Here is a 23,519-nt window from a genome sequence, read left to right as displayed (position 1 = left end):
GATTGTTCTACAACTTTTTTTACAAGCATACAATGAGCTTGTCGACAAGTCTTCCTTCCCTTATGAAAGAATATTTTGAATAATAGATAATAAGCTTCATAGAAAGGGAGGGTCGTCGCGATCATCTATCGGAAAAGGAGGCGTTTTTATTTTGATTACGTATGTAAAAAAATTATTGCAATCAACATCAAAAAAGAAGATTGCGCTTGCTACTGGAGGGTTTTTAGCCTTATCTGGCATGACGGGATATGCTAGTTATGAATGGACAAAAGAGACGGTGACGTTGTATGCAAACGGAAAAGAACAAAAAGTACGTACGCATGCCAATACGGTTGCTGAGCTACTAAAAGAACAAAATATTCAGTTAAAACAAGAAGATTTTATCTCTCCTTCCCCACAAACTAAAATTGTTGACCATTTAACCGTTAAGTGGGAAGCAAGTAAGCCGATTGTATTAGTCGTTGATGGGGTAGAAAAGAGATTAAGGACGACGGCGAAAACGGTGAAGGATGTATTGCATATTCAGCAAATCCAGCTTCGTGATTATGACGAAATATCACCAAACATTGACGAAAAAGTAAAAGACAACATGAAAATAGTGATAAGTAAAGCGTTTCCGATTACGGTAAATGACGGCGGCAAACAGCAACAAGTTTGGTCTACTTCGACTACGGTCGCTGACTTTTTAGCTAAACAACATATTACATTGCGGGAGCTGGATCGCGTTCAACCAAAATTGAATGACATGATTCAACCAAACACGAAAATAAACATTGTTCGAGTTGAAAAAGTCACCGATGTAGTGGAAGAACCAGTCAATTATACTGTTGTGGAAAAGAAAGATGCACGATTGGAAAAAGGGAAACAAAAAGTGATTAGCGAGGGAGAAAAAGGGCTTGTCGCGAAGCAATATGAAGTGATTTTAGAAAACGGAAAAGAAGTATCGCGCGAGCTTATTAAAACAGAGACGATTAAACAAAGTAAAAATCGTATTGTTGCCATCGGCACAAAACAAGCTCCGAGAATATTAGCTTCCCGTGGAAGCGGTGAGGTAGCTGAAGATCTTTATGTGATTGCCACAGCGTATACGGCGTATTGTGGTGGCTGTTCTGGAACGACTGCAACAGGTGTGAATTTACGTTCAAATCCAAACGCCAAGGTGATCGCTGTCGATCCGCGTGTCATTCCACTTGGAACAAAAGTATACGTAGAGGGGTATGGATATGCTGTTGCTTCAGATACAGGAGCGAATGTAAGAGGATATAAAATCGACGTATTTTTTCCCGATAAATCGACGGCATATCGTTGGGGAACGAAACGTGTGAAAATTAAAATTTTAAAATAACTGCAGAGGATTTCACGATCCTCTGTTTTTTTCGTTATAATGGGTGAAGAACAGTTAACAGATGGAGGTTTTTATGAAAATTAAGGAAATTATCGTTGTCGAAGGACGCGACGATACAGTGGCGATTCGCCGTGCGGTAGATGCAGATACGATTGAAACGAACGGAGCAGCGATTAATGAGGAAACGATTGAGCGCATTCGTTTAGCCCAGCAACAGCGAGGGGTGATTATTTTTACCGATCCTGATTACCCAGGGGAAAAAATTCGCAAAACAATTGCTGAGCGTGTACCGGGATGTAAACACGCATTTTTAACGCGTGAGGAAGCGAGAGGAAAGCACGGGAAAGGTCTCGGTGTTGAGCATGCTTCCATTGAAGCGATTCGCACAGCGCTTTTAAGTGTGTACGAAGAAATGATCGATCCGCAAGAGGAGATTTCATTTCAGCAGCTTGTCGATGCAGGATTAATCGGAGGCCCGCTAGCGCGCGCCCGGCGTGAAAAGTTAGGTAAATTATTAAAAATCGGATATACAAACGGAAAACAACTGCATAAACGGTTACAAATGTTTCAAATTTCAAAAGAACAGTTTGTGGAAGCGATGAAGCAAGTGGTACAGGAGGAAAAACATGTATAAAGATATTGCTACACCGACTCGTACGAAAGAAATTTTAGCGAAATACGGCTTTTCGTTTAAAAAAAGCCTTGGACAAAATTTTTTAATTGAACCGAATATTTTACATCGTATTGTTGATTTTGCTGAGCTTTCTGAACGGACAGGTGTCATCGAGATTGGACCGGGAATCGGTGCGCTTACAGAACAATTAGCGCGCCGAGCAAAAAAAGTGATTGCGTTTGAAATTGACCAGCGGCTTCTTCCTATTTTAGCGGATACGCTCTCCCCGTATTCAAACGTATCCGTTATTCACCAAGATATTTTAAAAGCTGACGTTCAACAAGTGATATCGGAACAGTTAGCGGATGTAGAAGATATTATGGTTGTTGCCAACTTACCATATTACGTCACGACACCGATCATTATGAAGTTGTTAACGGATCGTTTACCTATTCGTGGAATGGTCGTTATGTTGCAAAAAGAAGTAGCAGAGCGCATGGCGGCAAAGCCAGGAACGAAAGACTACGGTTCCTTAACGATTGCAGTTCAATATTATACACACGCGGAAACGGTCATGCATGTGCCACGAACGGTATTTGTACCGAAGCCGAATGTGGACTCTGCAGTCATTCGTTTATTGAAGCGAGAACAACCTGCTGTTGCTGTGTCGAATGAAGATTTTTTCTTTACTGTTGTTCGTGCGAGTTTTGGACAGCGGCGGAAAACGATTTTAAACAATTTAATGAGTCACTTGCCAAACGGCAAACAGAAAAAAGAACAAATTGAAAAGGCGCTTGAGGGTGCCCGTATTGATCCGAAACGAAGAGGAGAAACGCTTACTATCGCTGAATTTGCTATTTTGAGCGACCAACTATACGACTTTTTTTCACAGGAGGCTTAAAGCCTCTTTTTTTTACACGTTCGATCCTTTCGTTGCATATGTTACAAACAAAACAAACGAAAGGGCGGGTGTGTATGATTCAAATCGGGGATATTGTTGCACGGAAATCGTATGAATGTGACATTTTGTTTCGAGTCATTGATATAAAAGAAAAAGAGGGGGAAAAAGAAGCGATTTTGTACGGAGAAGACGTTCGGCTCATCGCAGACGCTCCATTTTCTGATTTAGTTGTTATTGATGAGCGGGAAAAAAAGAAGCGAGAAGAAAAGGAGAAACAACATATTGAGCAATGTTATAAATTGCTGCGTCAAGATTATCGATTGTTGCGGGAAAAAAGCGAATATGAAGCGACCGGTGGATACGAAGTGAAAATGGATTTTTTCCAACTTCCAGGACGAGTGCTTCATATTGATGGAGACCCGCTTTATTTACGAAAATGTATGCAGTTGTATGAACGAATTGGGGTTCCGGTATATGGGGTTCATTGTCCTGAAACAGATATGCCTGATCGTATTATTCCGCTGCTTGAACAAGTGCGTCCAGATATTTTAGTTGTCACTGGGCATGATGCGTATTCAAAATCAAAAGGATCGATGGATGATTTAAAAGCGTATCGTCATTCGAAATATTTTGTGCAAACGGTGCGACAGGCACGCAAAAAAATTCCGAATCTCGATCAACTCGTCATTTTCGCTGGCGCTTGTCAATCTCATTTTGAATCGCTTATTCGGGCAGGTGCGAACTTTGCTAGCTCGCCTGCACGCGTCAATATTCATGCACTTGATCCTGTATATATCGTCTCGCGCATTAGTTTCACTCCTTTTATGGATCGTGTCAATGTATGGGATGTATTAAGAAATACGTTAACGGGGGAAAAAGGGCTTGGCGGTGTCGAGACGCGAGGTGTGTTGCGAACCGGAATGCCTTTTCGGACGATTGCTGAGCAAACATAAACAAATGCCTCTTGTCTTTTTGCCATTATGGTAAAAAGACAAGATGAGGCAATATCATTTTGTTTTTAACGTTTTTTATACATAATTTTTTTTATTATTGTCCATAATAAAGACAAAAGTATTGACATAAAATATTTTTTGTTGATATAATTCTTATTTTTTGACTTATTTATTTGTATTTGTTATACTACATAATAGTGAGGTGGATACGATGGGAAAAACATTGTCGGAAATTAAAAAAGTTCTGGATTCGAACCTAGGTAAAAGATTGACGTTAAAGGCGAACGGTGGGCGTCGAAAGACAATCGAGCGTTGCGGCGTGTTAGCCCAAACATATCCGTCCGTATTTGTCGTTGAACTTGATCAAGAAGAAAACGCTTTTGAACGTGTATCATATAGTTATGCAGACATATTGACAGAGACGGTGCAACTTACATTTTTAGATGACGAACAAGTAGCGATGAGCAGCTCACATTCATAACGGTTAAGGAGGCGACCGATATCGGTAGTCTCTTTTTTTATGGCTATTGAAAAGGCACGTATTTGTTCACTATTTTTTGTGGTAAAATGTCGATAGAAGTTTGAAGTCGGAAAAGTAGGTGAACAAGTTGAGGTTGTTAGTGAAGGCACCAGCGAAAATTAATTTATCTCTCGATGTATTACATAAGCGTCCGGACGGTTACCATGAAGTCAAAATGGTAATGACGACAATTGACTTAGCTGACCGTGTAGAGTTAATGGATTTGTATTGTGATAAGATTCAAATTATCTCCCACAATCGTTTTGTGCCGGATGATGAACGAAATTTAGCGTATCAAGCCGCGAAATTGTTGAAAGAAAAGTTTGGCGTTCGTCGCGGTGTAGCCATTTCTATTACGAAATGTATCCCTGTTGCAGCAGGTCTTGCAGGTGGGAGTAGCGATGCTGCTGCAACGTTGCGTGGGTTAAATAAACTTTGGGGGTTAGGTTTAAGCTTAGATGAGCTTGCTGAAATTGGTGCAGAAATCGGTTCAGATGTTCCGTTTTGTGTGTATGGAGGAACAGCAATTGCCACAGGGCGAGGAGAAAAAATTGAACATATCCCTGCCCCTCCACCAAGTTGGGTCATTTTAGCGAAGCCAACAATCGGTGTATCAACGGCGGATGTGTATCGCAATTTGAATTTACAATCTGTTGATCATCCGAATGTAGACGGAATGGTTGCTGCCATTAAAGAAAAAGATTACGAAAAAATTTGTGCGCTCGCGGGGAACGTGCTAGAAAGTGTCACATTAAACATGCATCCCGAAGTAGCTCAAATTAAAGAACAAATGAAGCGTTTTGGAGCAGATGTATCATTAATGAGTGGTAGTGGTCCAACCGTATTTGGCCTTGTTCAACACGATTCGCGTTTGCAACGTGTATATAACGGTTTGCGGGGCTTTTGTGAACACGTATATGCTGTTCGATTAATCGGGGAAAGGCACGAACAATAAGGAGGTTATCACATGAAATTAAGGCGAAGCAGTCGGCTTGTGGATATGACGCACTATTTGCTTTATCACCCACATCAACTTGTACCGCTGACTTTTTTTGCAGAGCGATATGGATCAGCAAAATCGTCTATTAGCGAAGATTTAGCTATTATTAAGCAAACGTTTGAGCAACAAGGAATCGGTTTGTTGCGCACGCTTCCTGGAGCTGCCGGAGGAGTGCAATATGTCCCGAAAATGTCAGAAGCAGAAGCAAAACAGTTTATTCAGCAATTATGTACAAGCTTAGCAGACCCTGATCGATTATTACCAGGGGGTTATTTGTACATGACGGATTTGCTCGGTGATACGCGCATCGTCAACCAAATTGGGCGTTTATATGCTTCTGCGTTTGCGCATGAACATATTGATTTTGTTGTAACGGTTGCTACAAAAGGAATTCCGTTAGCTTATGCGGTTGCAAGTTTTTTAAATGTACCTGTCGTCATTATTCGTCGTGATAGTAAAGTAACGGAAGGATCAATGGTCAGCATCAATTACGTGTCCGGTTCATCGAAACGCATTCAAACGATGGTTTTATCTAAGCGGAGTTTAAAAGAAGGAGCAAACGTCTTAATTGTTGATGATTTTATGAAAGCCGGCGGAACAATTAACGGCATGATTAGTTTGCTTTCAGAGTTTCGTGCAAACGTTGTTGGCATTGGTGTGCTTGTCGAGTCGGAAGAAGCAGAAGAGCGACTCGTTGATGAATATGTTTCCCTTGTGAAACTAACGTCTGTGAATGTCAAAGAAAAACAAATTACCGTAGAAGAAGGAAACTACTTTCATTTTGTCAAATAAAATAAATGATTTTTACATACAGGAGGAAGAGACATGAAAGTTGTGCACACAAATCAAGCTCCACAAGCGATTGGACCATACTCTCAAGGCATTATCGTTAACAATATGTTTTACAGCTCTGGGCAAATTGCTTTAACGCCGGAAGGAGAAATGGTACAAGGGGACATTCAAGCACAAACGCATCAAGTATTCAAAAACTTACAAGCCGTGCTTGAAGCGGCAGGGGCGTCTTTAGAAACAGTTGTAAAAACAACAGTATTTTTAAAAGATATGAATGATTTTGCAGCGATGAATGAAGTATACGGCCAATATTTTCGCGATCATAAACCAGCGCGTTCCGCTGTTGAAGTTGCCCGCTTGCCAAAAGATGCGTTAATTGAAATTGAAGTCGTTGCACTTGTCAAACAATCGTAAAAAAATTTTTTTCATGTTAGCAGGAAAATAAAAAACGACGTGGAATAAATTCACTTAAGTTCTTATATAGGGAAAAGGTGGTGAACAGAATGGAAGTGACTGACGTGAGATTACGCCGCGTGAATACCGAAGGACGTATGAGAGCGATTGCTTCGATTACGTTGGATCATGAATTTGTCGTTCATGACATCCGCGTGATTGAAGGCAATAACGGCTTGTTTGTCGCTATGCCAAGCAAGCGTACTCCTGACGGGGAATTCCGTGACATCGCTCATCCAATTAACTCAACAACCCGCGGGAAAATTCAAGAAGCTGTTTTAGCTGAATATCACCGTGCTGGTGAGTTGGAAAAAGAGCTTGAAGAAGCAGGTGCTTCGTAAATCATAAGAGAGGACCCTTTCGTTACAAGAGGGTCCTTTTCATATGCAAAATAATGTTCATCCTATTAATAAAGAACATATAGTGAAAATGATGAATTTTTTTGGTAGATGACAATGTTTCCTTGAAATACATACATAATTGATATATATTCAATATGGATAAAGAGAGGTATGGAGGCCTTACGATGAAACGATATGCGATCATTTTAGCGGCTGGACAGGGAACGCGTATGCGTTCAAAGCTGTATAAAGTGTTGCACCCTGTCTGTGGAAAGCCGATGGTACAACATGTAGTGGATGCCATTTCTACGTTACATGTCGATCGATTAATTACAGTTGTTGGTTTTGGAGCAGAACGAGTGAAAGAACAACTTGGCAATCAAAGTGAGTACGTCATTCAAGAACAACAGCTTGGGACGGCGCATGCTGTCATGCAAGCAGCACCTCATTTAGCTGATAAAGATGGTGTAACTCTCGTTGTTTGTGGAGATACACCACTGATCACCTCAGAAACGATGGAAGCGCTTTTACAACATCATTTACAGACGAAAGCGAAAGCAACGATTTTAACCGCCCTTGCAGAAGATCCAACTGGATATGGTCGCATTGTCCGAAATCAAGATGGACATGTCGAAAAAATTGTAGAACATAAAGATGCAACAGAAGAAGAGCGAATGATTCGTGAAATTAATACAGGAACGTATTGTTTTGATAATCGTGCGCTATTTGAAGCGCTGACGAAAGTGTCGAACGATAATGCGCAAGGGGAATATTATTTACCAGATGTCATCGAAATTTTGAAAAAACAAGGCGAAATTATTTCAGCGTACGAAACACCAATATTTGAAGAAACGTTAGGCGTGAATGACCGCATTGCACTTGCGCAAGCAGAAAAAATTATGCGTATGCGCATTCATCGTAAACATATGGCAAATGGCGTGACAATCATTGATCCTGAGCATACGTATATAGCACCTGATGTGTACATTGGACAGGATACGGTCATTTATCCTGGGACATGGATTGAAGGCGATACGGTAATTGGTGAAAATTGCATCATCGGACCGAATAGCGAAATTAAAAATAGTCGTATTGGTGACAATACATCGATTCGTCATTCTGTTGTACATGACAGCGAAGTAGGCAAAGATGTAACGATCGGTCCATTTGCCCACATTCGTCCGCTATCTAAAATTGGCGACGATGTGAGAATCGGAAACTTTGTCGAAATTAAAAAAGCGACGTTTGGAAATGGAAGTAAAGCATCGCACTTAAGCTATATCGGGGATGCTGAAGTAGGTGCTGATGTGAATATCGGTTGTGGTACGATTACGGTAAATTATGATGGGGTAAATAAATATGTGACAAAAATTGAAGATGGTGCGTTTATCGGCTGTAACTCAAACTTAATTGCCCCTGTCGTTGTAGGAAGCGGAGCATACGTAGCGGCCGGATCAACTATTACCGATGATGTACCTAACCGAGCTTTAGCTATTGCCCGCGCTCGGCAAACAAATAAAGAAAATTATGTTGAGCGTCTACAAGAAAAGAAAAAATCCTAATGGAGGTTTACTTACCCATGTCTCAGTATTTGAATTCTAATTTAAAGTTATTTTCGTTAAATTCGAATCCGATTTTAGCCCGAGAAATCGCAAAAGTCATTGGCGTTGAACTAGGAAAATGCTCCGTTTCTCGTTTTAGCGACGGGGAAATTCAAATTAACATTGAAGAAAGTATTCGTGGCTGCGATGTTTATGTTATTCAATCAACAAGCGCCCCTGTAAATGAACATTTGATGGAATTGCTTATTATGATTGACGCATTAAAGCGAGCGTCTGCCAAAACCATTAATATTGTTATACCGTACTACGGATATGCTCGCCAAGATCGGAAAGCCCGTTCTCGCGAGCCGATCACTGCAAAATTGGTTGCTAATTTATTAGAAACAGCGGGTGCTTCTCGTGTCATTACACTTGATTTGCACGCACCACAAATTCAAGGATTTTTTGATATTCCAATCGACCACTTAATGGGTGTGCCGATTTTAGCAGATTACTTTAAAGAAAAACAGCTTGATGACATTGTCATTGTTTCTCCAGACCACGGCGGTGTGACGCGCGCGCGGAAAATGGCAGATCGCCTAAAAGCGCCTATTGCCATTATTGACAAACGCCGTCCAAGACCAAATGTGGCGGAAGTGATGAACATTATTGGTAATGTGCAAGGGAAAACGACAATTTTAGTGGACGATATTATTGATACAGCTGGAACAATTACTTTAGCAGCAAATGCGTTAGCTGAGCATGGGGCGAAAGAAGTGTATGCATGTTGTACGCACCCTGTTTTATCAGGTCCAGCGATTGAACGAATTCAAAACTCGAAAATTAAAGAGCTTGTTGTAACGAATACGATTGCTATTCCTGAAGAAAAGAAAACGAATAAAATTGTAGAGCTATCTGTTGCCCCGCTTATCGGTGAAGCAATTATTCGCGTACACGAAGAACAATCAATTAGCGCATTGTTCGATTAATGGCGTTTAGACCTTCCTATTTTAGGGGAAGCTATGAGCGATTCTAAAATAGGAAGGTGATTTCATTGTTACAACTTCAATTACGTACAGATCATCGACGCTCTTATGTTAAACAAATGCGAAAACATGGTCACATCCCAGCTGTTTTGTACGGAAAAAAAACGAATAGCCAATCGGTTTTTGTTGATGCGGCCGAGTTTTTGAAACAATGGCGGGCTGTTGGCGGGAGCGGTCTTTTAGACGCGAAACTAAATGGCGATCATATTCGCATCATCGTTCGTGATATGCAAAAGCATCCGATTCGCCATGATGTCATTCATATTGACTTTTTAGCGGTTGATGCAAAGACAGAAATTGATGTTCACGTTCCTATTCATTTGGTTGGTGAAGCAGCAGGTGTAAAAGACGGTGGTGTACTGCAGCAGGCGATGCATCAATTGTCCATTCGGGCGTTACCGTCAAATATTCCACCGTCCATCGATATAGACATAGCAAATTTACAAGTAGGCGATGTTGTTACAGTTTCACATATTCAAACGAACGGTGTTTATGAAATCAATCATGATCCGACAGAAGTGATCGCGTCGATCTTGCCACCGAAGCAAGAAGAAGAAATTCATAGCGGTGAAGAACAAGAACCAGGAAAACCGGAATCGGAAGAAGGACGCGAAACAACGCCGTGACGGACGTAGCCATCATTGGTTACGTCTTTTGCAGTATGGAGAGAAGGAGCAGAAGAAATGGCAAAACTGTTTGTTGGTTTAGGCAACCCCGGGAAAGAGTATGAGCAAACGAGACATAATGTAGGTTTTATGGTCGTTGACGAGCTTGCTCATCGCTGGGGTTTTGCCCTTAATCAAACGAAGTTTCAAGGTATATTTGCAAGTGGTATCATTTCGGGGGAAAAAGTCATATTGTGCAAACCGCTTACATATATGAACTTATCGGGCGAATGTGTTCGTCCGTTGATGGATTATTATGACATTGATGTCGATGATGTGATTGTCATTTATGACGACTTAGACTTACCGACAGGGACGGTTCGCTTACGCCCGAAAGGAAGTGCGGGCGGGCATAATGGGATGAAATCACTTATTCATCATTTGAAGACAGAGCAATTTAAACGCATCCGTATCGGTATCGATCGCCCGAAAAATGGCATGAAAGTGAGCGACTACGTATTAGGTCGGTTTACAGCTGAAGAAAAAATAAATATCGATCAAGCGATTCAAAAGGCAGCTGATGCGTGCGAGAGATCGTTACACATTCCATTCGCTCAAGTGATGAATGAATTCAATAAATAATTGAATAATTTCCTCCTAAATGGTTCAAAATGTATTCGATTAAATCAACCATTTAGGAGGGAATGCGATATGGCATTACACTATTATTGCCGTCATTGCGGCATGAAAATGGGGACGCTTGATGTGCTCGATTTAGAAAGTGAGCAATTAGGTTTTCATCGCTTAACGGAAGAAGAAAAATTAGATATGATCCAGTATCTCCCTTCAGGAGAAATTTACGTAAAGTCCATTTGTGAACATTGCCAAGAAGCATTAGATCAGAATCCTGATCTTCATCAATATGAAAAGTTTATTCAATAATTGGCTTTGGGGGTCCCAAAGCGTTTTTGTATTTATGTTGGAGAGGAGGGAATTTTTTGCGAGGCTTAAGACAGTATTTTATTAATCATGCGGACATGCAATCGGTTGCAGAGGGCATTCGCAATGGGTTAAAAGAGCAGCTTGTGACAGGTTTATCTGGCTCGGCCCGTTCTGTTTTTATTTCTTCTTTGTATGAGGAGACAGAACGGCCTTTATGCATTGTAACGCACAATTTATTTCAAGCACAAAAAATATATGACGATCTGATTCAATTAGTGGATGAGGAGGAAGTATTTCTTTATCCCGTCAATGAATTAATTGCAGCTGAATTAGCTGTAGCTAGTCCAGAATTGAGAGCACAACGTTTAGAAGTATTAAACTATTGGTGTGAACGGAAAAAAGGAATCGTCATCGCTCCAATTGCCGCATTGCGACGACTACTTCCACCAAAAGATGTATGGGAACGTTATCAACTTCATTTTCGCGTTGGTGGGCAAGTGGACGTCGAACGTTGTTTAAAACAATTTGTTGCGATGGGATACGAGCGCGTATCAGTCGTTTCAACGCCAGGGGAGTTTAGCGTTCGAGGAGGCATTATTGATATTTATCCCCTTACTGCAGAGCTTCCTTATCGCATTGAGTTATTTGATATTGAAATTGAGTCGATTCGGACGTTTGCAGTTGACGATCAACGTTCGGTAGCTGAAATAGATGAGGTATTCATCGGTCCAGCGACGGAACTCATTATTGAACAACAACATATGGCTGAAGCTATTCAAAAGCTAGAAGTACAATTTCATGATACGTTGCAGCATATTCATGATGAAAAGACGAAAAATCGTTTATACGAACATATGTCGTTTGAATTGGAACAGCTGAAAAATGGAAAATCAATCGAAGAAATGTACAAGTATTTCTCGTTCTTTTACCCTTCGGCTGCGAGTTTGCTAGATTATATTCCAGACAACGGTGTAGTTGTCATTGATGAAATGAGTCGCATTCAAGAAGTAGCAGAAAAACTCGAGCAAGAAGAGGCAGAGTGGTATACGAAATTATTGGAAGAAGGAAAAATTGTACAAAACGTATCGATTTCTCATTCGTTTCCTGAAGTGTTACAAAAGCGGATGAGGCAAACGATTTATTTGTCTTTATTTTTACGTCATATCCCATATACACACCCGCAAAATATTGTCAATATATCTTGCAAGCAAATGCAAGTGTTCTATAGTCAAATGCAATTGTTAAAGGTGGAAATTGAACGTTGGCAAAAGGGAAACTATGCTGTTGTGTTGCTAGCGGGGGACGAAGAACGAGCGAAAAAGCTGAAACGAACGTTGGAAGATTATGAGATTGATGCCATTCAAATCGGAAAAGACGATGCATTATTCCATGGGAAATGTCAAATCGTTCCGTCTGGGCTCGTCGCAGGATTTGAATTGTCAATGCAAAAGCTTGCCGTCATTACTGAAGAAGAGCTATTTAAAAAACGACTGAAACGTCCCATGCGACGTCAAAAATTGTCGAATGCGGAGCGTATTAAAAGTTATACGGACTTAAAAGTTGGTGACTATGTCGTTCACGTCAATCACGGAATCGGGAAATATTTAGGAATCGAAACGTTAGAAATTAACGGAATCCATAAAGATTACATTCATATTCAATATCAAGGGAATGATACGTTATACGTTCCTGTTGATCAAATGGATCTCGTCCAAAAATATGTTGGTTCAGAAGGAAAAGAACCGAAAATTTATAAACTAGGCGGAACAGAATGGAAGAAAGTAAAAAAGAAAGTAGAGTCTTCCGTTCAAGATATTGCCGAAGATTTAATGAAATTGTACGCGGAGCGAGAAGCGAGCAAAGGATATGCCTTCTCACCTGATAATGAAATGCAACGGGAATTTGAAGCAGCGTTCCCATATCAAGAAACGGAAGATCAGCTTCGTTCGATTCGTGAAATTAAACGAGATATGGAAAGCGAGCGCCCGATGGATCGGCTATTATGTGGGGATGTTGGTTATGGGAAAACAGAAGTCGCGTTGCGTGCCGCATTTAAAGCGATTATGGACGGAAAACAAGTCGCATTTCTCGTTCCAACGACGATTTTAGCCCAGCAACATTATGAAACGGTCCGTGAACGTTTCCAAGGATATCCGATTAACGTCGGTTTATTAAGTCGTTTCCGTACAAAAAAACAACAAGCGGAAACGATCCAAGGCTTAAAAGACGGCACAATCGATATGGTGATTGGTACGCATCGGCTTTTATCAAAAGATGTATCGTTTAAAGATTTAGGTTTATTAATTATTGACGAGGAACAACGATTCGGTGTTGCTCATAAAGAAAAAATTAAACAATTAAAAACAAATATTGATGTATTAACATTAACCGCTACACCGATCCCGCGCACGTTGCATATGTCGCTTATCGGTGTCCGCGATTTATCTGTCATCGAAACACCTCCGGAAAATCGTTTCCCCGTACAAACGTATGTGATGGAATATAGTCCGATCATTGTGCGAGAAGCGATTGAGCGCGAAATGGCGCGCGGAGGACAAGTGTTTTTCCTTTATAATCGCATTGAAGATATCGATCGCAAAGCGGAAGAAATTTCGATGCTCGTGCCTGATGCGCGCGTCACGTATGCGCACGGAAGAATGTCCGAACATGAATTAGAGGCGGTCATGCTTGCGTTTTTAGAAGGACAGTACGATGTGTTAGTAAGTACGACGATTATCGAAACAGGCGTCGACATTCCAAATGTAAATACGTTAATTGTTTATGATGCCGACAAAATGGGTCTTTCCCAACTGTACCAATTGCGTGGGCGAGTGGGGCGTTCCAATCGTATTGCGTATGCGTATTTTACGTATCGAAAAGATAAAGTGTTAAATGAAATAGCCGAAAAACGATTACAAGCGATTAAGGAGTTTACAGAGCTTGGATCTGGTTTTAAAATTGCGATGCGCGATTTGTCTATTCGAGGAGCTGGAAACTTATTAGGGGCACAGCAACACGGGTTTATTGATTCCGTCGGTTTTGAGCTTTATTCCCAAATGTTGAAAGAAGCTATTGAAGAACGACGAGGAATGAAGCAAGAAAAACCGTTTGAAGTAGAAATTGATGTAGAAGTTGATGCGTATATTCCGGAGCACTACATTTCAAATGAACAACAAAAAATCGAGATGTATAAACGATTCCGCGCACTTGACTCGTTAGAGGAACTCGAACAACTGCGAGAAGAAATGTTAGACCGTTTCGGTGAGTATCCAGATGAAGTGGCGTATTTATTCCAAATTGCAGAAATGAAAATATATGCAAAACAGCATCTCGTTCAGTCTATTAAGCAAACGAAACAAGAAATTACGATTTTGTTCTCACAAGAAACGACAAAGCAAATCGATGTCAGCAAATTGTTTAAACTCGGTGAGCCGTATGGAAGAGACGTTGGGTTTGGCATGGACGGCGATCAATTTAAAATTGTCGTTCATACGAAAGGGATGAAACCACAACAATGGATGATGATCATTTATGAGTTGCTAAAAGGGTTAAAATATGCTAAAAAATAATTGATTAATACATGTTTACTGTTTATAAATAAGTGGCAATGATGAAGATGGGGGATTTTCACTTTTTAAAAAAAATCCCCCTTCATTGTGTATATAACTTCGCTTGTTACGGATACTAATCACAACAATGGTGAATTATTCAACTGCTTCACCAGTGCCATTTTTAATAACTACATGAAAGTGAGGCATCGATAGATGAAAGCAACAGGTATTGTTCGACGAATTGATGATTTAGGACGAGTAGTCATTCCGAAAGAAATTCGCAGAACACTTCGCATTCGTGAAGGAGACCCGCTTGAAATATTTGTTGACCGTGATGGTGAGGTCATTTTGAAAAAGTATTCGCCGATTAGCGAACTAGGCGACTTTGCAAAAGAGTACGCTGAGGCTCTATTTGACAGCTTAGGACAACCTGTGCTCATTTGTGATCGCGATGTATTTATCGCAGTAGCAGGTGGATCGAAAAAAGAGTATTTAAACAAAAGCGTAAGTGAACTTGTTGAAAAAGTGATGGAAGATCGCCAGTCCGTTTTGCATACGGAAGAAACAAACGTGTCATTTGCACAAGCCCATGAAGAGCATATGCAATCATACGTGATTGCACCGATTATTGCTGGAGGGGATCCAATCGGGGCAGTTATTATTTTCTCAAAAGATAAAACACTTGGTGAAGTGGAGCATAAAGCAGCAGAAACAGCCGCGAGCTTCCTTGCTCGTCAAATGGAACAATAAAGGTAGCATCTCGCTACCTTTTTTTGATGTATCATTATACGTGACTGAAAAGGTGAAAGGCTATGGAAAGAAAAGATTGGTTGCGCGGAGCGTTCATATTGACGCTTGCGGCCTTATTTACAAAAATATTGAGCGCTTTTTATCGTATTCCGTATCAAAATATTGCGGGTGATGTTGGATTTTATATTTACCAACAAGTTTATCCGTTTTACGGTATTTTTCTTGCTTTATCGATGTATGGATACCCTGTTGCGATTTCAAAACTGATTGCTCAAAATAAACAGCCAACATATGAGTTTGCGGTTGTGCGGTTTTCTTTTTATTTTTTATCATTCATCAGCGTTATCATGTTTTCCATTTTGTATTTTGGTGCCTCGTTTTTTGCGATCATGATGGGAGATGATCAATTAGCTCCCCTTATTCGTGTGATTTCGTTTGCCTTTTTGCTTCTCCCATTTACTTCTGTTTTGCGCGGATATTTTCAAGGGAGAGAGGAGATGATTCCGACAGCTGTTTCACAAGTCGTGGAGCAGTTCACACGTGTAGTAGCTATTTTGTTTCTATCTTTTCTTTTGCTTCATCGCGGATTTACCGTTTATGAAGCAGGGGCTGGTGCGATGTTTGGCTCGCTCATAGGAAGTTTTGCAGCGCTTTTCGTTCTCGTTGCGTATATGTTGCGAAGACGAATGAATGCCTATACGGGAATACAATTGCCAAAACAGGAAAAAAGAAAAGTGCTGTCATTTTTAGCGATTCATGGAGTGACGATTTGCTTAGCAAACATGGTGCTCGTTTTAATGCAGCTCGTTGACTCATTTACTCTTTTACCTTTGCTGCAACAAGCAGGATTACATGAGCTAGCTAAAACGGCGAAAGGAATTTATGACCGTGGTCAACCGTTCATTCAACTTGGAACCGTAGCCGCTACTTCTTTTTCGTTAGCGCTTGTGCCGATGTTATCGCGCGAACAAGCACAACGTGAAGGGATATATACAGCTGTTCGGGTAGCTTTTGTTATTGGGTTGGGGGCAGCAGTTGGTTTAGTTTGTATATTAAAACAAGCGAATATCATGTTGTTTAAAGATCATGCTGGTGCGATCGAGCTAACGATTTTGTCCATTTGTATTCTTTTTACTTCGTTGACGTTAACGTTTATTGCGATTTTACAAGGAATTGGGGATGTATTTCGCCCGCTTTCCATCGTATGTATAGGTATGGTAACGAAGTGGGTGTTAAATATATGTCTTGTTCCTTTATGGCATACGGTTGGAGCAGCAGTGGCGACATTCTTTGCCTATGTTGTCATGTGTACAAGCGCTCTTTTTTATGTGCAAAAACAAATGTCTCGCCCGTTGCTTTCATTCGTTACAGTCATTCAGACGATGCAAGCGGCTGCGGTGATGGCAATCATTTTAATCGGATACATCATGTTAACGAACGAGTTACCTGTTCATCAAGGAAGGCTATTTTCATCGCTTCAAGCAATTGTTGGCGTTTTTATAGGGGCGTTTGTTTATATTATAATGGTCGTTAAAAAGGGAGTTTTCGCTGAGAAAGAATTACTTGCCATTCCACTTGGTCGTTATTTAACAAACATCAAACAAAGAAAGGCTGGATAGTCATGGGTACAATTACAATTGTCGGTCTTGGGGCAGGAGATATAGATCAACTGTCTTTAGGTGTGTACCGTACGTTAAAACAAGCGGAGCGCCTCTTTTTGCGGACAAAAGATCATCCTGTTGTTGCACAATTAGAAGCAGAAGGGATATACGCTCAATCATTTGACGATATATATGAAAAATATGATCAATTTGAACAAGTGTATGAACATATTGTTGCTTTTCTTTGTGAAGAAGTAAAAAAAGGGGATGTCGTATATGCTGTGCCAGGACATCCACTTGTTGCTGAGCGCACAGTAAAGTTATTGCTTGAAAAACGAGATCATATATCCGTTCGCATTGAAGGAGGACAAAGCTTTCTTGATGCGCTATTTGCCGCAGTTCGTCTCGATCCGATTGAAGGGTTTCAATTGATTGATGCGACTTCATTTCAATCGGACGAAATTCAATTGAGAAATCATATCATTTTTTGTCAAGTATATGACTCGTTTATTGCATCCGATGTCAAATTAGCTCTATTAGAAAAATTACCGCACGATTATCCGGTTTTTATCGTTTATGCAGCAGGAAGTAAACAAGAGCGCATCGAAAAAGTTCCACTATACGAGCTTGATCGCGGGATGACGGTTAACAATTTAACGAGCGTTTATGTACCGAAAGTAGAAACTGATGAGCTTTTGTACCATGATTTCATTACTTTACGACGTGTCATTGCGACGTTGCGTGGGCCGAACGGTTGTCCTTGGGATCGAAAACAAACACACGAGTCGCTGAAAAAATACTTGCTTGAAGAAGCATATGAGCTTCTTGATGCAATTGATCAGCAAGACGATGAAAACATGGTTGAAGAGCTCGGCGACGTATTATTACAAGTCATGCTTCATGCTCAAATTGGAGAAGATGAAGGAATGTTTTCGATTGATGACGTTATTCGCGCCGTTACAGAAAAAATGATTCGCCGTCATCCACACGTATTTGGGGATGTTCATGTCGAGCATGCTGAAGAGGTTGTACGTAACTGGCAAGCGATAAAGCAGGAGGAAAAAGCAAGGGAGTCTCTTTCATTGCTTGACGATGTGGCTAAAGCGTTACCAGGCACATTGCGAGCATATGAATATCAAAAAAAGGCAGCGGAAGTTGGATTTGATTGGTCGGAAGTAGAGTCGATGTGGCGTAAAGTGGAAGAAGAAATGAATGAAGTGAAACAAGAAGCCGATCGCATGGATGAACAAAAATTAAAAATGGAGTTTGGTGATTTATTGTTTGCACTTATTAACGTATGTCGATACTATAAAGTCAATCCTGAAGAAGCATTAGCGATGGCGAACGAAAAGTTTTATCGTCGTTTTCAATACATCGAACAAAAAGTAAAACAAAGCGGGAAAGATTGGAGATCATATTCGCTAGACCAACTAGATGAAATATGGGAAGAAGCAAAAAGGGAGGGGTTATAATATGCGACTCGATAAGTTTTTAAAAGTTTCTCGGCTTATTAAAAGAAGAACGTTGGCGAAAGAAGTAGCTGAGCAAGGACGTGTATTTATTAACGGTCAACAAGCGAAAGCAAGTTCAACAGTAAAAATAGGCGATGAAATGATGATCCAATTTGGTCAAAAACATGTGACAGTAAAAGTGCTCGGATTGCAGGAGCATGCGAAAAAAGAAGAAGCGAGCGCCTTATACGAAATCGTAAAAGAAGAGCGAGTGGAATAGCTTGTTCTAAACCATTTCCCCCCCTCATACACTTGTACAAATGATCGTTGTGAGGGGGAGACAATGATGACACAAAATATCGGAAATAAAGGACCGATTCAAGAACACGACATTATGATGCGCGGTCGCCGCACGTTAGAAATTACAGGTGTGAAGCAAGTCGAAAGCTTTGATAATGAAGAATTTTTATTAGAAACGGTTATGGGTTTTTTGTCTATTAAAGGACAAAGTTTACAAATGAAAAACTTAGATGTAGATAAAGGAATTGTGTCAATTAAGGGAAAAATTTTCGAGATCGTTTATTTGGACGAACATCATACGGAGAAAGCTAAAGGATTCTTTAGCAAGTTGTTTAAATGAGTTTACATGTGCAATTTACGACTTTGCTTGCGATGATTGGAACAGGGATCGTCATCGGTGCATCTTTTGATACATACGCACATATATTCAATCGTTCCGAACGTCATCGGCTGATCGTATGGATTGCAGATATTCTTTTTTGGATTGTGCAAGCGTTATATGTATTTTACACGTTGTTGCTCGTGAATAATGGGCAGATTCGCTTGTACATTTTTTTAGCTATTTTATGTGGGTACGCTGCTTATCAAGCGTTATTTCAAAATATGTATGTTCGCTTGTTGCAACACATCATTCGCATCGTTGTGATGTTATATCGTTTCCTTATGCGTTTATTTTATTACATCATCGTATTTCCACTCCGACTTCTTTACCGTTTTTTTGTTTTTTTATTGATCGCTACTTGTCATTTTGTTTTATCCATTGGTAAAATTTTATATAAAGTCGTATATGTATGTATACGCTTTTTATTGCAACCTTTTATATGGATTGGACATTTCATTTGGCGAAAAACTCCGCTTCGCTTTCAAGCAGCGGTTGGACGTTTCTTTCATATTGGAAAAGGGTTTCTCATCAAAATCACGAATATATTTAGGAAAAAAGGGTAATGAAGAAGGAGCGGTGAAAAACATGGGCGCCCCACAAAAAAGCAAAGTAAAAAAAATTCAAACGTCGTATGTTATTCAACAAGAAAAACAAGAACATAAAAAGGCGCGGCGTCGTAAAAAAATTGTTATTCGTTTTAGCTTTGTGGCAACGATAGCGTTAGCCGCTTCTTCGCTGTTTTTATATACGATGATGGAACAATCTTCCGCAATCGATCAACAAATAAAAACGAAAGAGCAGCTAGAAGAAAAGTTGCGCACGTTGCAAAAAGATGAAAAAAGATTAAAAGAAGAGATCAAAAAATTAAATGATGATAAATATATTGCCGAATTGGCGCGAAAACAATATTTTTTGTCGAAAGAAGGAGAAATTATTTTCATCACTCCTGATGAGTAAAAGAGATAGGCATAAGGCTTATTGACACTTGTTTTTTTCATTATGTATAATGAAAGAAACGATTTTTCAGATTTTAAGGAGGAGCACTTTTTTTATGTCAATTGAAGTAGGCAGCAAGTTACAGGGAAAAGTAACGGGCATTACAAAATTCGGAGCGTTTGTTGAGTTACCAGAAGGCGCGACAGGCTTAGTGCACATTAGTGAAGTAGCTGACAGCTATGTAAAAGACATTAACGAACATCTTAAAGTAGGCGATGTTGTCGAAGTTCGTGTCATTAATGTTGAGAAAGATGGAAAGATTGGCTTATCGATCAAAAAGGCAAAAGAACAAGCTTCACGTCCGCGCAATAAAGGAAATGATCGCGCTTCAAAAGAAAGCTTTGAGCAAAAAATTAGCCGTTTCTTGAAAGAAAGTGAAGATCGTTTAGCATCCCTTAAACGCCATACTGAATCGAAACGAGGAGGTCGTGGTGCTCGACGCGGTTAACTTGCTGCCGAACGAGACATGAGGCAGTTTATATAAGCATCCATTTCATGAGTGGATGCTTTTTCGTTTGAATTTCATAGTGAAAAAACTATTGACTTTGTTTAAAGAACATGTTAGTATAAAAAATGTCGTTGCATGGCGGCGTAGCTCAGCTGGCTAGAGCGTACGGTTCATACCCGTGAGGTCGGGGGTTCGATTCCCTCCGCCGCTACCAAATGACATAGTGGCCCGTTGGTCAAGTGGTTAAGACACCGCCCTTTCACGGCGGTAACACGGGTTCGAATCCCGTACGGGTCATCAAAAAACACCAATTTCGTCACGAAATTGGTGTTTTTTTGTTTGTATAACCCGTTTTTTGTGGTATTCCGTCGAAAGATTTATATGATTCATCTTCTTTTTTTGACAAAATTTTGATAATTCAGTCTGTATAATACAAGTTAATAGACGAATATATGGAAAAAGGGAGAGTATGAATATGGAGAGATTAGAACGGAAGTTAGTCAATCGCATGGCGGAAGTACCTTTAAGTGAGACAAGAACAACAGTTTCTCAGTGGTTTCAACGGTTTACGGTTCGTTTAAGCCATTTGTTATTCCAGCAAGGGTTTTTGTTTTTAATCATCGGTTTTTTGCTTGGACGAGCTCTCATTTTAACAAAAATGACACCGTTTGCTTTACCTTTTTTTGCAGCCATTTATTTACTTCGTCGTGATAAGTTAGGATTTGTGTTTATTGCTTTATTTGCGGGAGCGTTGACCATTTCTTTTTACACCTCTCTATTTATAGTTGCTTCGATCGTTATGTTTCTCATTTTTTATCGTTTGTTGTACTGGATTGATGCTCCGCCGAAAAGATTGCCAGTTGTCGTGTTTTCTGCCTCTGTGTTTGCGAAAACGATCATGATTTATACGTGGAATGATGAATGGACGATATACGAAGGAATGACGATGTTTATTGAAGCAGGTCTTGCCTCCATCTTAACGCTCATTTTTTTACAAAGTGTTCCGTTATTTGACCATCAAAAATATAAACAAACGTTAAAGCCAGAAGAAGTCATTTCTTTTGTCATTCTTCTTGCTTCGATGATGACAGGGATGGTTGGTTGGTCGATTTATGATCTTTCACTAGAACATGTTGCGTCACGCTATTTATTGCTTTTGTTTGCTTTTGTTGCTGGTGCGACCGTCGGTTCAACTGTTGGTGTTGTGACAGGGCTCATTTTAAGTTTAGCGAATGTATCAAATTTATACCAAATGAGTCTACTAGCATTCGCTGGATTGCTCGGTGGGCTATTGAAAGAAGGGAGAAAGCTAGGTGTTTCGTTTGGGCTCGTCGTTGCAACATTGTTAATCACCCTTTATAGCGAAGGGGTAGCGAACATTGTGCCAAATGTCGTCGAGTCGTTATTTGCCGTTTTACTTTTCTTGATGACGCCACAATCGTTAACGAGCAAAATGGCGAAGTATGTGCCGGGAACGGTTGAGCATACAAATGAGCAACAACAATATGTAAGAAAAATTCGCGATGTTACAGCCCAGCGAGTCGAACAATTTTCTCATGTGTTTCAAGCGTTATCGAAAAGTTTCTCTTCATACGGTGTGCTTACGCATGAGGAAGAGGAAGAGCGTGAAATTGATTACTTTTTGAGCGATGTTGCTGCTAAAACGTGTCAAACATGTTTTAAGAAAGACCAATGTTGGATGACCCACTTTGATAAAACATATGATTATATGAAAAAGATTATGCAAGAAGCAGGCGAAAATGATCAAATGACGAATACGAAGTTGTTACGCGAATGGAATAAACATTGTGTGAAAGCAAATAAAGTCGTTCAAATTATTGAAAAAGACGTGTCATTTTATAAAGCCAATAAAAAACTAAAGCAACAAATGAAAGAGAGTAGAAGACTTGTCGCAGAACAGTTATTAGGTGTATCACAAGTCATGGAAGACTTCGCGAAAGAAATTCAAAAAGAACGTGAAAATTATTATGTGCAGGAAGAACAAATTTTACATGCCCTTCAACAGTTTGGGGTCGATGTAAACGATGTTGAAATTTATAGTTTAGACAAAGGAAGCGTTGACATTGAGATGGTCGTTCCGTATTGCGACGGAAGAGGGGAGTGCGAAAAGCTTATTGCACCGATGCTATCTGATATTTTAGGTGAGACGATCGTTGTGAAACAAGAAGATTGTTCTATATATCCAAACGGAGATTGTCGGGTGACGTTCAGTTCTTCGAAAGCGTTTGTCATTGACACAGGTGTTGCGTATGTTGCAAAAGGGGGCGGATTCATTTCAGGTGATAGCTATGCAATGATGGAAATTGGCGGAGGAAAATATGCGTTAGCTATTAGCGACGGAATGGGGAATGGTGAACGAGCGCATTATGAAAGTAAAGAGACGCTCAAGCTACTACAAAAAATTTTACAATCAGGCATTGAAGAGCGAATTGCGATTAAATCCATTAACTCTATTTTAGCTTTACGGACGACAGAGGAAATTTTTTCGACGTTAGACTTAGCGATTGTCGATTTGCAAAATGCAACGACAAAATTTTTGAAAGTCGGGTCTTCACCAAGCTTTATTAAACGGGGAAACAACGTGATGAAAATTGAATCGAGCAATTTGCCAATTGGCATTATTACTGGAGTAGAGTTTGAAATGATTGAAGAACAATTAAAAGCAGGCGATTTGCTTATTATGATGAGCGACGGCATTTTAGATGGAGTGTCGCACATTGAAAATCATGATGTATGGATGAAACGAAAAATTAAAGAATTAAAAACGAATGATCCGCAAGAAGTATCAGAGTTGCTTTTAGAAGAGGTCATTCGTGTCAACGGCGGAGAAATTGAAGATGATATGACAATTGTTGTTGCGCGCATTAAGCATAATACACCGAAATGGGCGGTCATTCCCGCATATCAATATATGAGATAAAGGTATAAAATCCCCTCTGAACGTCGATGATGGGAGTATACTACTTT

Annotated in this window: 24 protein-coding genes and 2 tRNA genes; all 26 read left to right on the top strand. The window is 40.1% G+C overall.

From position 1 onward, the window contains the following. Window positions 1-151 precede the first annotated feature (151 nt). The gene (locus HNR63_RS13130) at window positions 152-1,345 is read left to right on the top strand and encodes a resuscitation-promoting factor (protein ID WP_181520976.1); all 1,194 of its coding nucleotides are present in this window, start codon (window positions 152-154) and stop codon (window positions 1,343-1,345) included. A 61-nt stretch (window positions 1,346-1,406) separates the two neighbouring features. After that, a complete protein-coding gene (rnmV, locus tag HNR63_RS13125; RefSeq protein WP_181520974.1) occupies window positions 1,407-1,979 on the top strand; it encodes a ribonuclease M5 in 573 nt (190 codons plus the stop codon). Further along, window positions 1,972-2,859, top strand: a complete 888-nt coding sequence (gene rsmA / locus HNR63_RS13120) for a 16S rRNA (adenine(1518)-N(6)/adenine(1519)-N(6))-dimethyltransferase RsmA (RefSeq protein ID WP_085788862.1) — start codon at window positions 1,972-1,974, stop codon at window positions 2,857-2,859. The genes rnmV and rsmA overlap by 8 nt, the downstream gene beginning before the upstream one ends. A 74-nt stretch (window positions 2,860-2,933) precedes the next feature. Beyond that, window positions 2,934-3,812, top strand: a complete 879-nt coding sequence (gene yabG, locus HNR63_RS13115; protein WP_085788863.1) for a sporulation peptidase YabG — start codon at window positions 2,934-2,936, stop codon at window positions 3,810-3,812. Window positions 3,813-4,023: 211 nt separating this feature from the next. Then, the gene (gene veg / locus HNR63_RS13110; RefSeq protein WP_181520972.1) at window positions 4,024-4,293 is read left to right on the top strand and encodes a biofilm formation stimulator Veg; all 270 of its coding nucleotides are present in this window, start codon (window positions 4,024-4,026) and stop codon (window positions 4,291-4,293) included. A gap of 127 nt (window positions 4,294-4,420) precedes the next feature. Beyond that, window positions 4,421-5,287 carry a 4-(cytidine 5'-diphospho)-2-C-methyl-D-erythritol kinase gene (ispE, locus tag HNR63_RS13105; RefSeq protein ID WP_181520970.1) on the top strand — a complete coding sequence of 289 codons (867 nt, stop codon included), beginning with the start codon at window positions 4,421-4,423 and terminating at the stop codon, window positions 5,285-5,287. A gap of 12 nt (window positions 5,288-5,299) precedes the next feature. Further along, window positions 5,300-6,124, top strand: coding sequence for a pur operon repressor (gene purR, locus HNR63_RS13100; protein ID WP_021095770.1), 825 nt, complete (start codon window positions 5,300-5,302; stop codon window positions 6,122-6,124). Window positions 6,125-6,157: 33 nt separating this feature from the next. Then, a complete protein-coding gene (locus tag HNR63_RS13095; protein WP_004888532.1) occupies window positions 6,158-6,538 on the top strand; it encodes a RidA family protein in 381 nt (126 codons plus the stop codon). A gap of 89 nt (window positions 6,539-6,627) precedes the next feature. Beyond that, on the top strand, window positions 6,628-6,918 hold the full coding sequence (gene spoVG, locus HNR63_RS13090) for a septation regulator SpoVG (RefSeq protein WP_003398210.1): 291 nt from the start codon (window positions 6,628-6,630) through the stop codon (window positions 6,916-6,918). A gap of 185 nt (window positions 6,919-7,103) precedes the next feature. Continuing rightward, on the top strand, window positions 7,104-8,480 hold the full coding sequence (gene glmU / locus HNR63_RS13085; protein WP_181520968.1) for a bifunctional UDP-N-acetylglucosamine diphosphorylase/glucosamine-1-phosphate N-acetyltransferase GlmU: 1,377 nt from the start codon (window positions 7,104-7,106) through the stop codon (window positions 8,478-8,480). 17 nt (window positions 8,481-8,497) lie between these two features. Beyond that, on the top strand, window positions 8,498-9,448 hold the full coding sequence (locus HNR63_RS13080; protein ID WP_042535909.1) for a ribose-phosphate diphosphokinase: 951 nt from the start codon (window positions 8,498-8,500) through the stop codon (window positions 9,446-9,448). Window positions 9,449-9,504: 56 nt separating this feature from the next. Further along, window positions 9,505-10,131 (top strand): 50S ribosomal protein L25/general stress protein Ctc, encoded by a 627-nt coding sequence (locus HNR63_RS13075; protein ID WP_181520967.1) that lies wholly within the window; start codon window positions 9,505-9,507, stop codon window positions 10,129-10,131. 57 nt (window positions 10,132-10,188) lie between these two features. After that, window positions 10,189-10,752 (top strand): aminoacyl-tRNA hydrolase, encoded by a 564-nt coding sequence (gene pth / locus HNR63_RS13070; protein WP_042535914.1) that lies wholly within the window; start codon window positions 10,189-10,191, stop codon window positions 10,750-10,752. A gap of 69 nt (window positions 10,753-10,821) precedes the next feature. Continuing rightward, entirely contained in the window at window positions 10,822-11,052 is a 231-nt protein-coding gene (gene fin, locus HNR63_RS13065) for an anti-sigma-F factor Fin (protein ID WP_042535916.1), read from the top strand. Window positions 11,053-11,108: 56 nt separating this feature from the next. Next, entirely contained in the window at window positions 11,109-14,621 is a 3,513-nt protein-coding gene (mfd, locus tag HNR63_RS13060) for a transcription-repair coupling factor (RefSeq protein WP_181520966.1), read from the top strand. 195 nt (window positions 14,622-14,816) lie between these two features. Beyond that, a complete protein-coding gene (gene spoVT, locus HNR63_RS13055) occupies window positions 14,817-15,353 on the top strand; it encodes a stage V sporulation protein T (RefSeq protein ID WP_009360768.1) in 537 nt (178 codons plus the stop codon). A gap of 62 nt (window positions 15,354-15,415) precedes the next feature. Then, a complete protein-coding gene (locus HNR63_RS13050; protein WP_181520965.1) occupies window positions 15,416-16,972 on the top strand; it encodes a putative polysaccharide biosynthesis protein in 1,557 nt (518 codons plus the stop codon). A gap of 2 nt (window positions 16,973-16,974) precedes the next feature. Next, window positions 16,975-18,426: a bifunctional methyltransferase/pyrophosphohydrolase YabN gene (yabN, locus tag HNR63_RS13045; RefSeq protein ID WP_181520964.1), complete on the top strand. Its 1,452-nt coding sequence runs from the start codon at window positions 16,975-16,977 to the stop codon at window positions 18,424-18,426. Window position 18,427: 1 nt separating this feature from the next. Beyond that, window positions 18,428-18,685: an RNA-binding S4 domain-containing protein gene (locus tag HNR63_RS13040; RefSeq protein WP_042535924.1), complete on the top strand. Its 258-nt coding sequence runs from the start codon at window positions 18,428-18,430 to the stop codon at window positions 18,683-18,685. 66 nt (window positions 18,686-18,751) lie between these two features. Next, window positions 18,752-19,045 (top strand): sporulation protein YabP, encoded by a 294-nt coding sequence (gene yabP / locus HNR63_RS13035; RefSeq protein ID WP_042535926.1) that lies wholly within the window; start codon window positions 18,752-18,754, stop codon window positions 19,043-19,045. Between the two features lie 8 nt (window positions 19,046-19,053). Then, window positions 19,054-19,650, top strand: a complete 597-nt coding sequence (yabQ, locus tag HNR63_RS13030) for a spore cortex biosynthesis protein YabQ (RefSeq protein WP_262982022.1) — start codon at window positions 19,054-19,056, stop codon at window positions 19,648-19,650. A gap of 22 nt (window positions 19,651-19,672) precedes the next feature. Further along, window positions 19,673-20,044, top strand: a complete 372-nt coding sequence (locus tag HNR63_RS13025) for an FtsB family cell division protein (RefSeq protein WP_085788873.1) — start codon at window positions 19,673-19,675, stop codon at window positions 20,042-20,044. Between the two features lie 94 nt (window positions 20,045-20,138). Further along, window positions 20,139-20,531 (top strand): S1 domain-containing RNA-binding protein, encoded by a 393-nt coding sequence (locus HNR63_RS13020; protein WP_006323664.1) that lies wholly within the window; start codon window positions 20,139-20,141, stop codon window positions 20,529-20,531. Between the two features lie 137 nt (window positions 20,532-20,668). Next, window positions 20,669-20,745 (top strand) — tRNA-Met (locus HNR63_RS13015). An 11-nt stretch (window positions 20,746-20,756) separates the two neighbouring features. Then, window positions 20,757-20,828: transfer RNA gene (locus HNR63_RS13010), tRNA-Glu, on the top strand. Window positions 20,829-21,006: 178 nt separating this feature from the next. After that, window positions 21,007-23,472, top strand: coding sequence for a stage II sporulation protein E (gene spoIIE, locus HNR63_RS13005; protein WP_181520963.1), 2,466 nt, complete (start codon window positions 21,007-21,009; stop codon window positions 23,470-23,472). Window positions 23,473-23,519: the final 47 nt, after the last annotated feature.

Source organism: Anoxybacillus ayderensis (assembly GCF_013761015.1).
In the GTDB taxonomy this organism is placed as follows: Bacteria; Bacillota; Bacilli; order Bacillales; family Anoxybacillaceae; genus Anoxybacillus; species Anoxybacillus ayderensis.
This window is presented reverse-complemented; position numbering and strand designations above follow the sequence as displayed.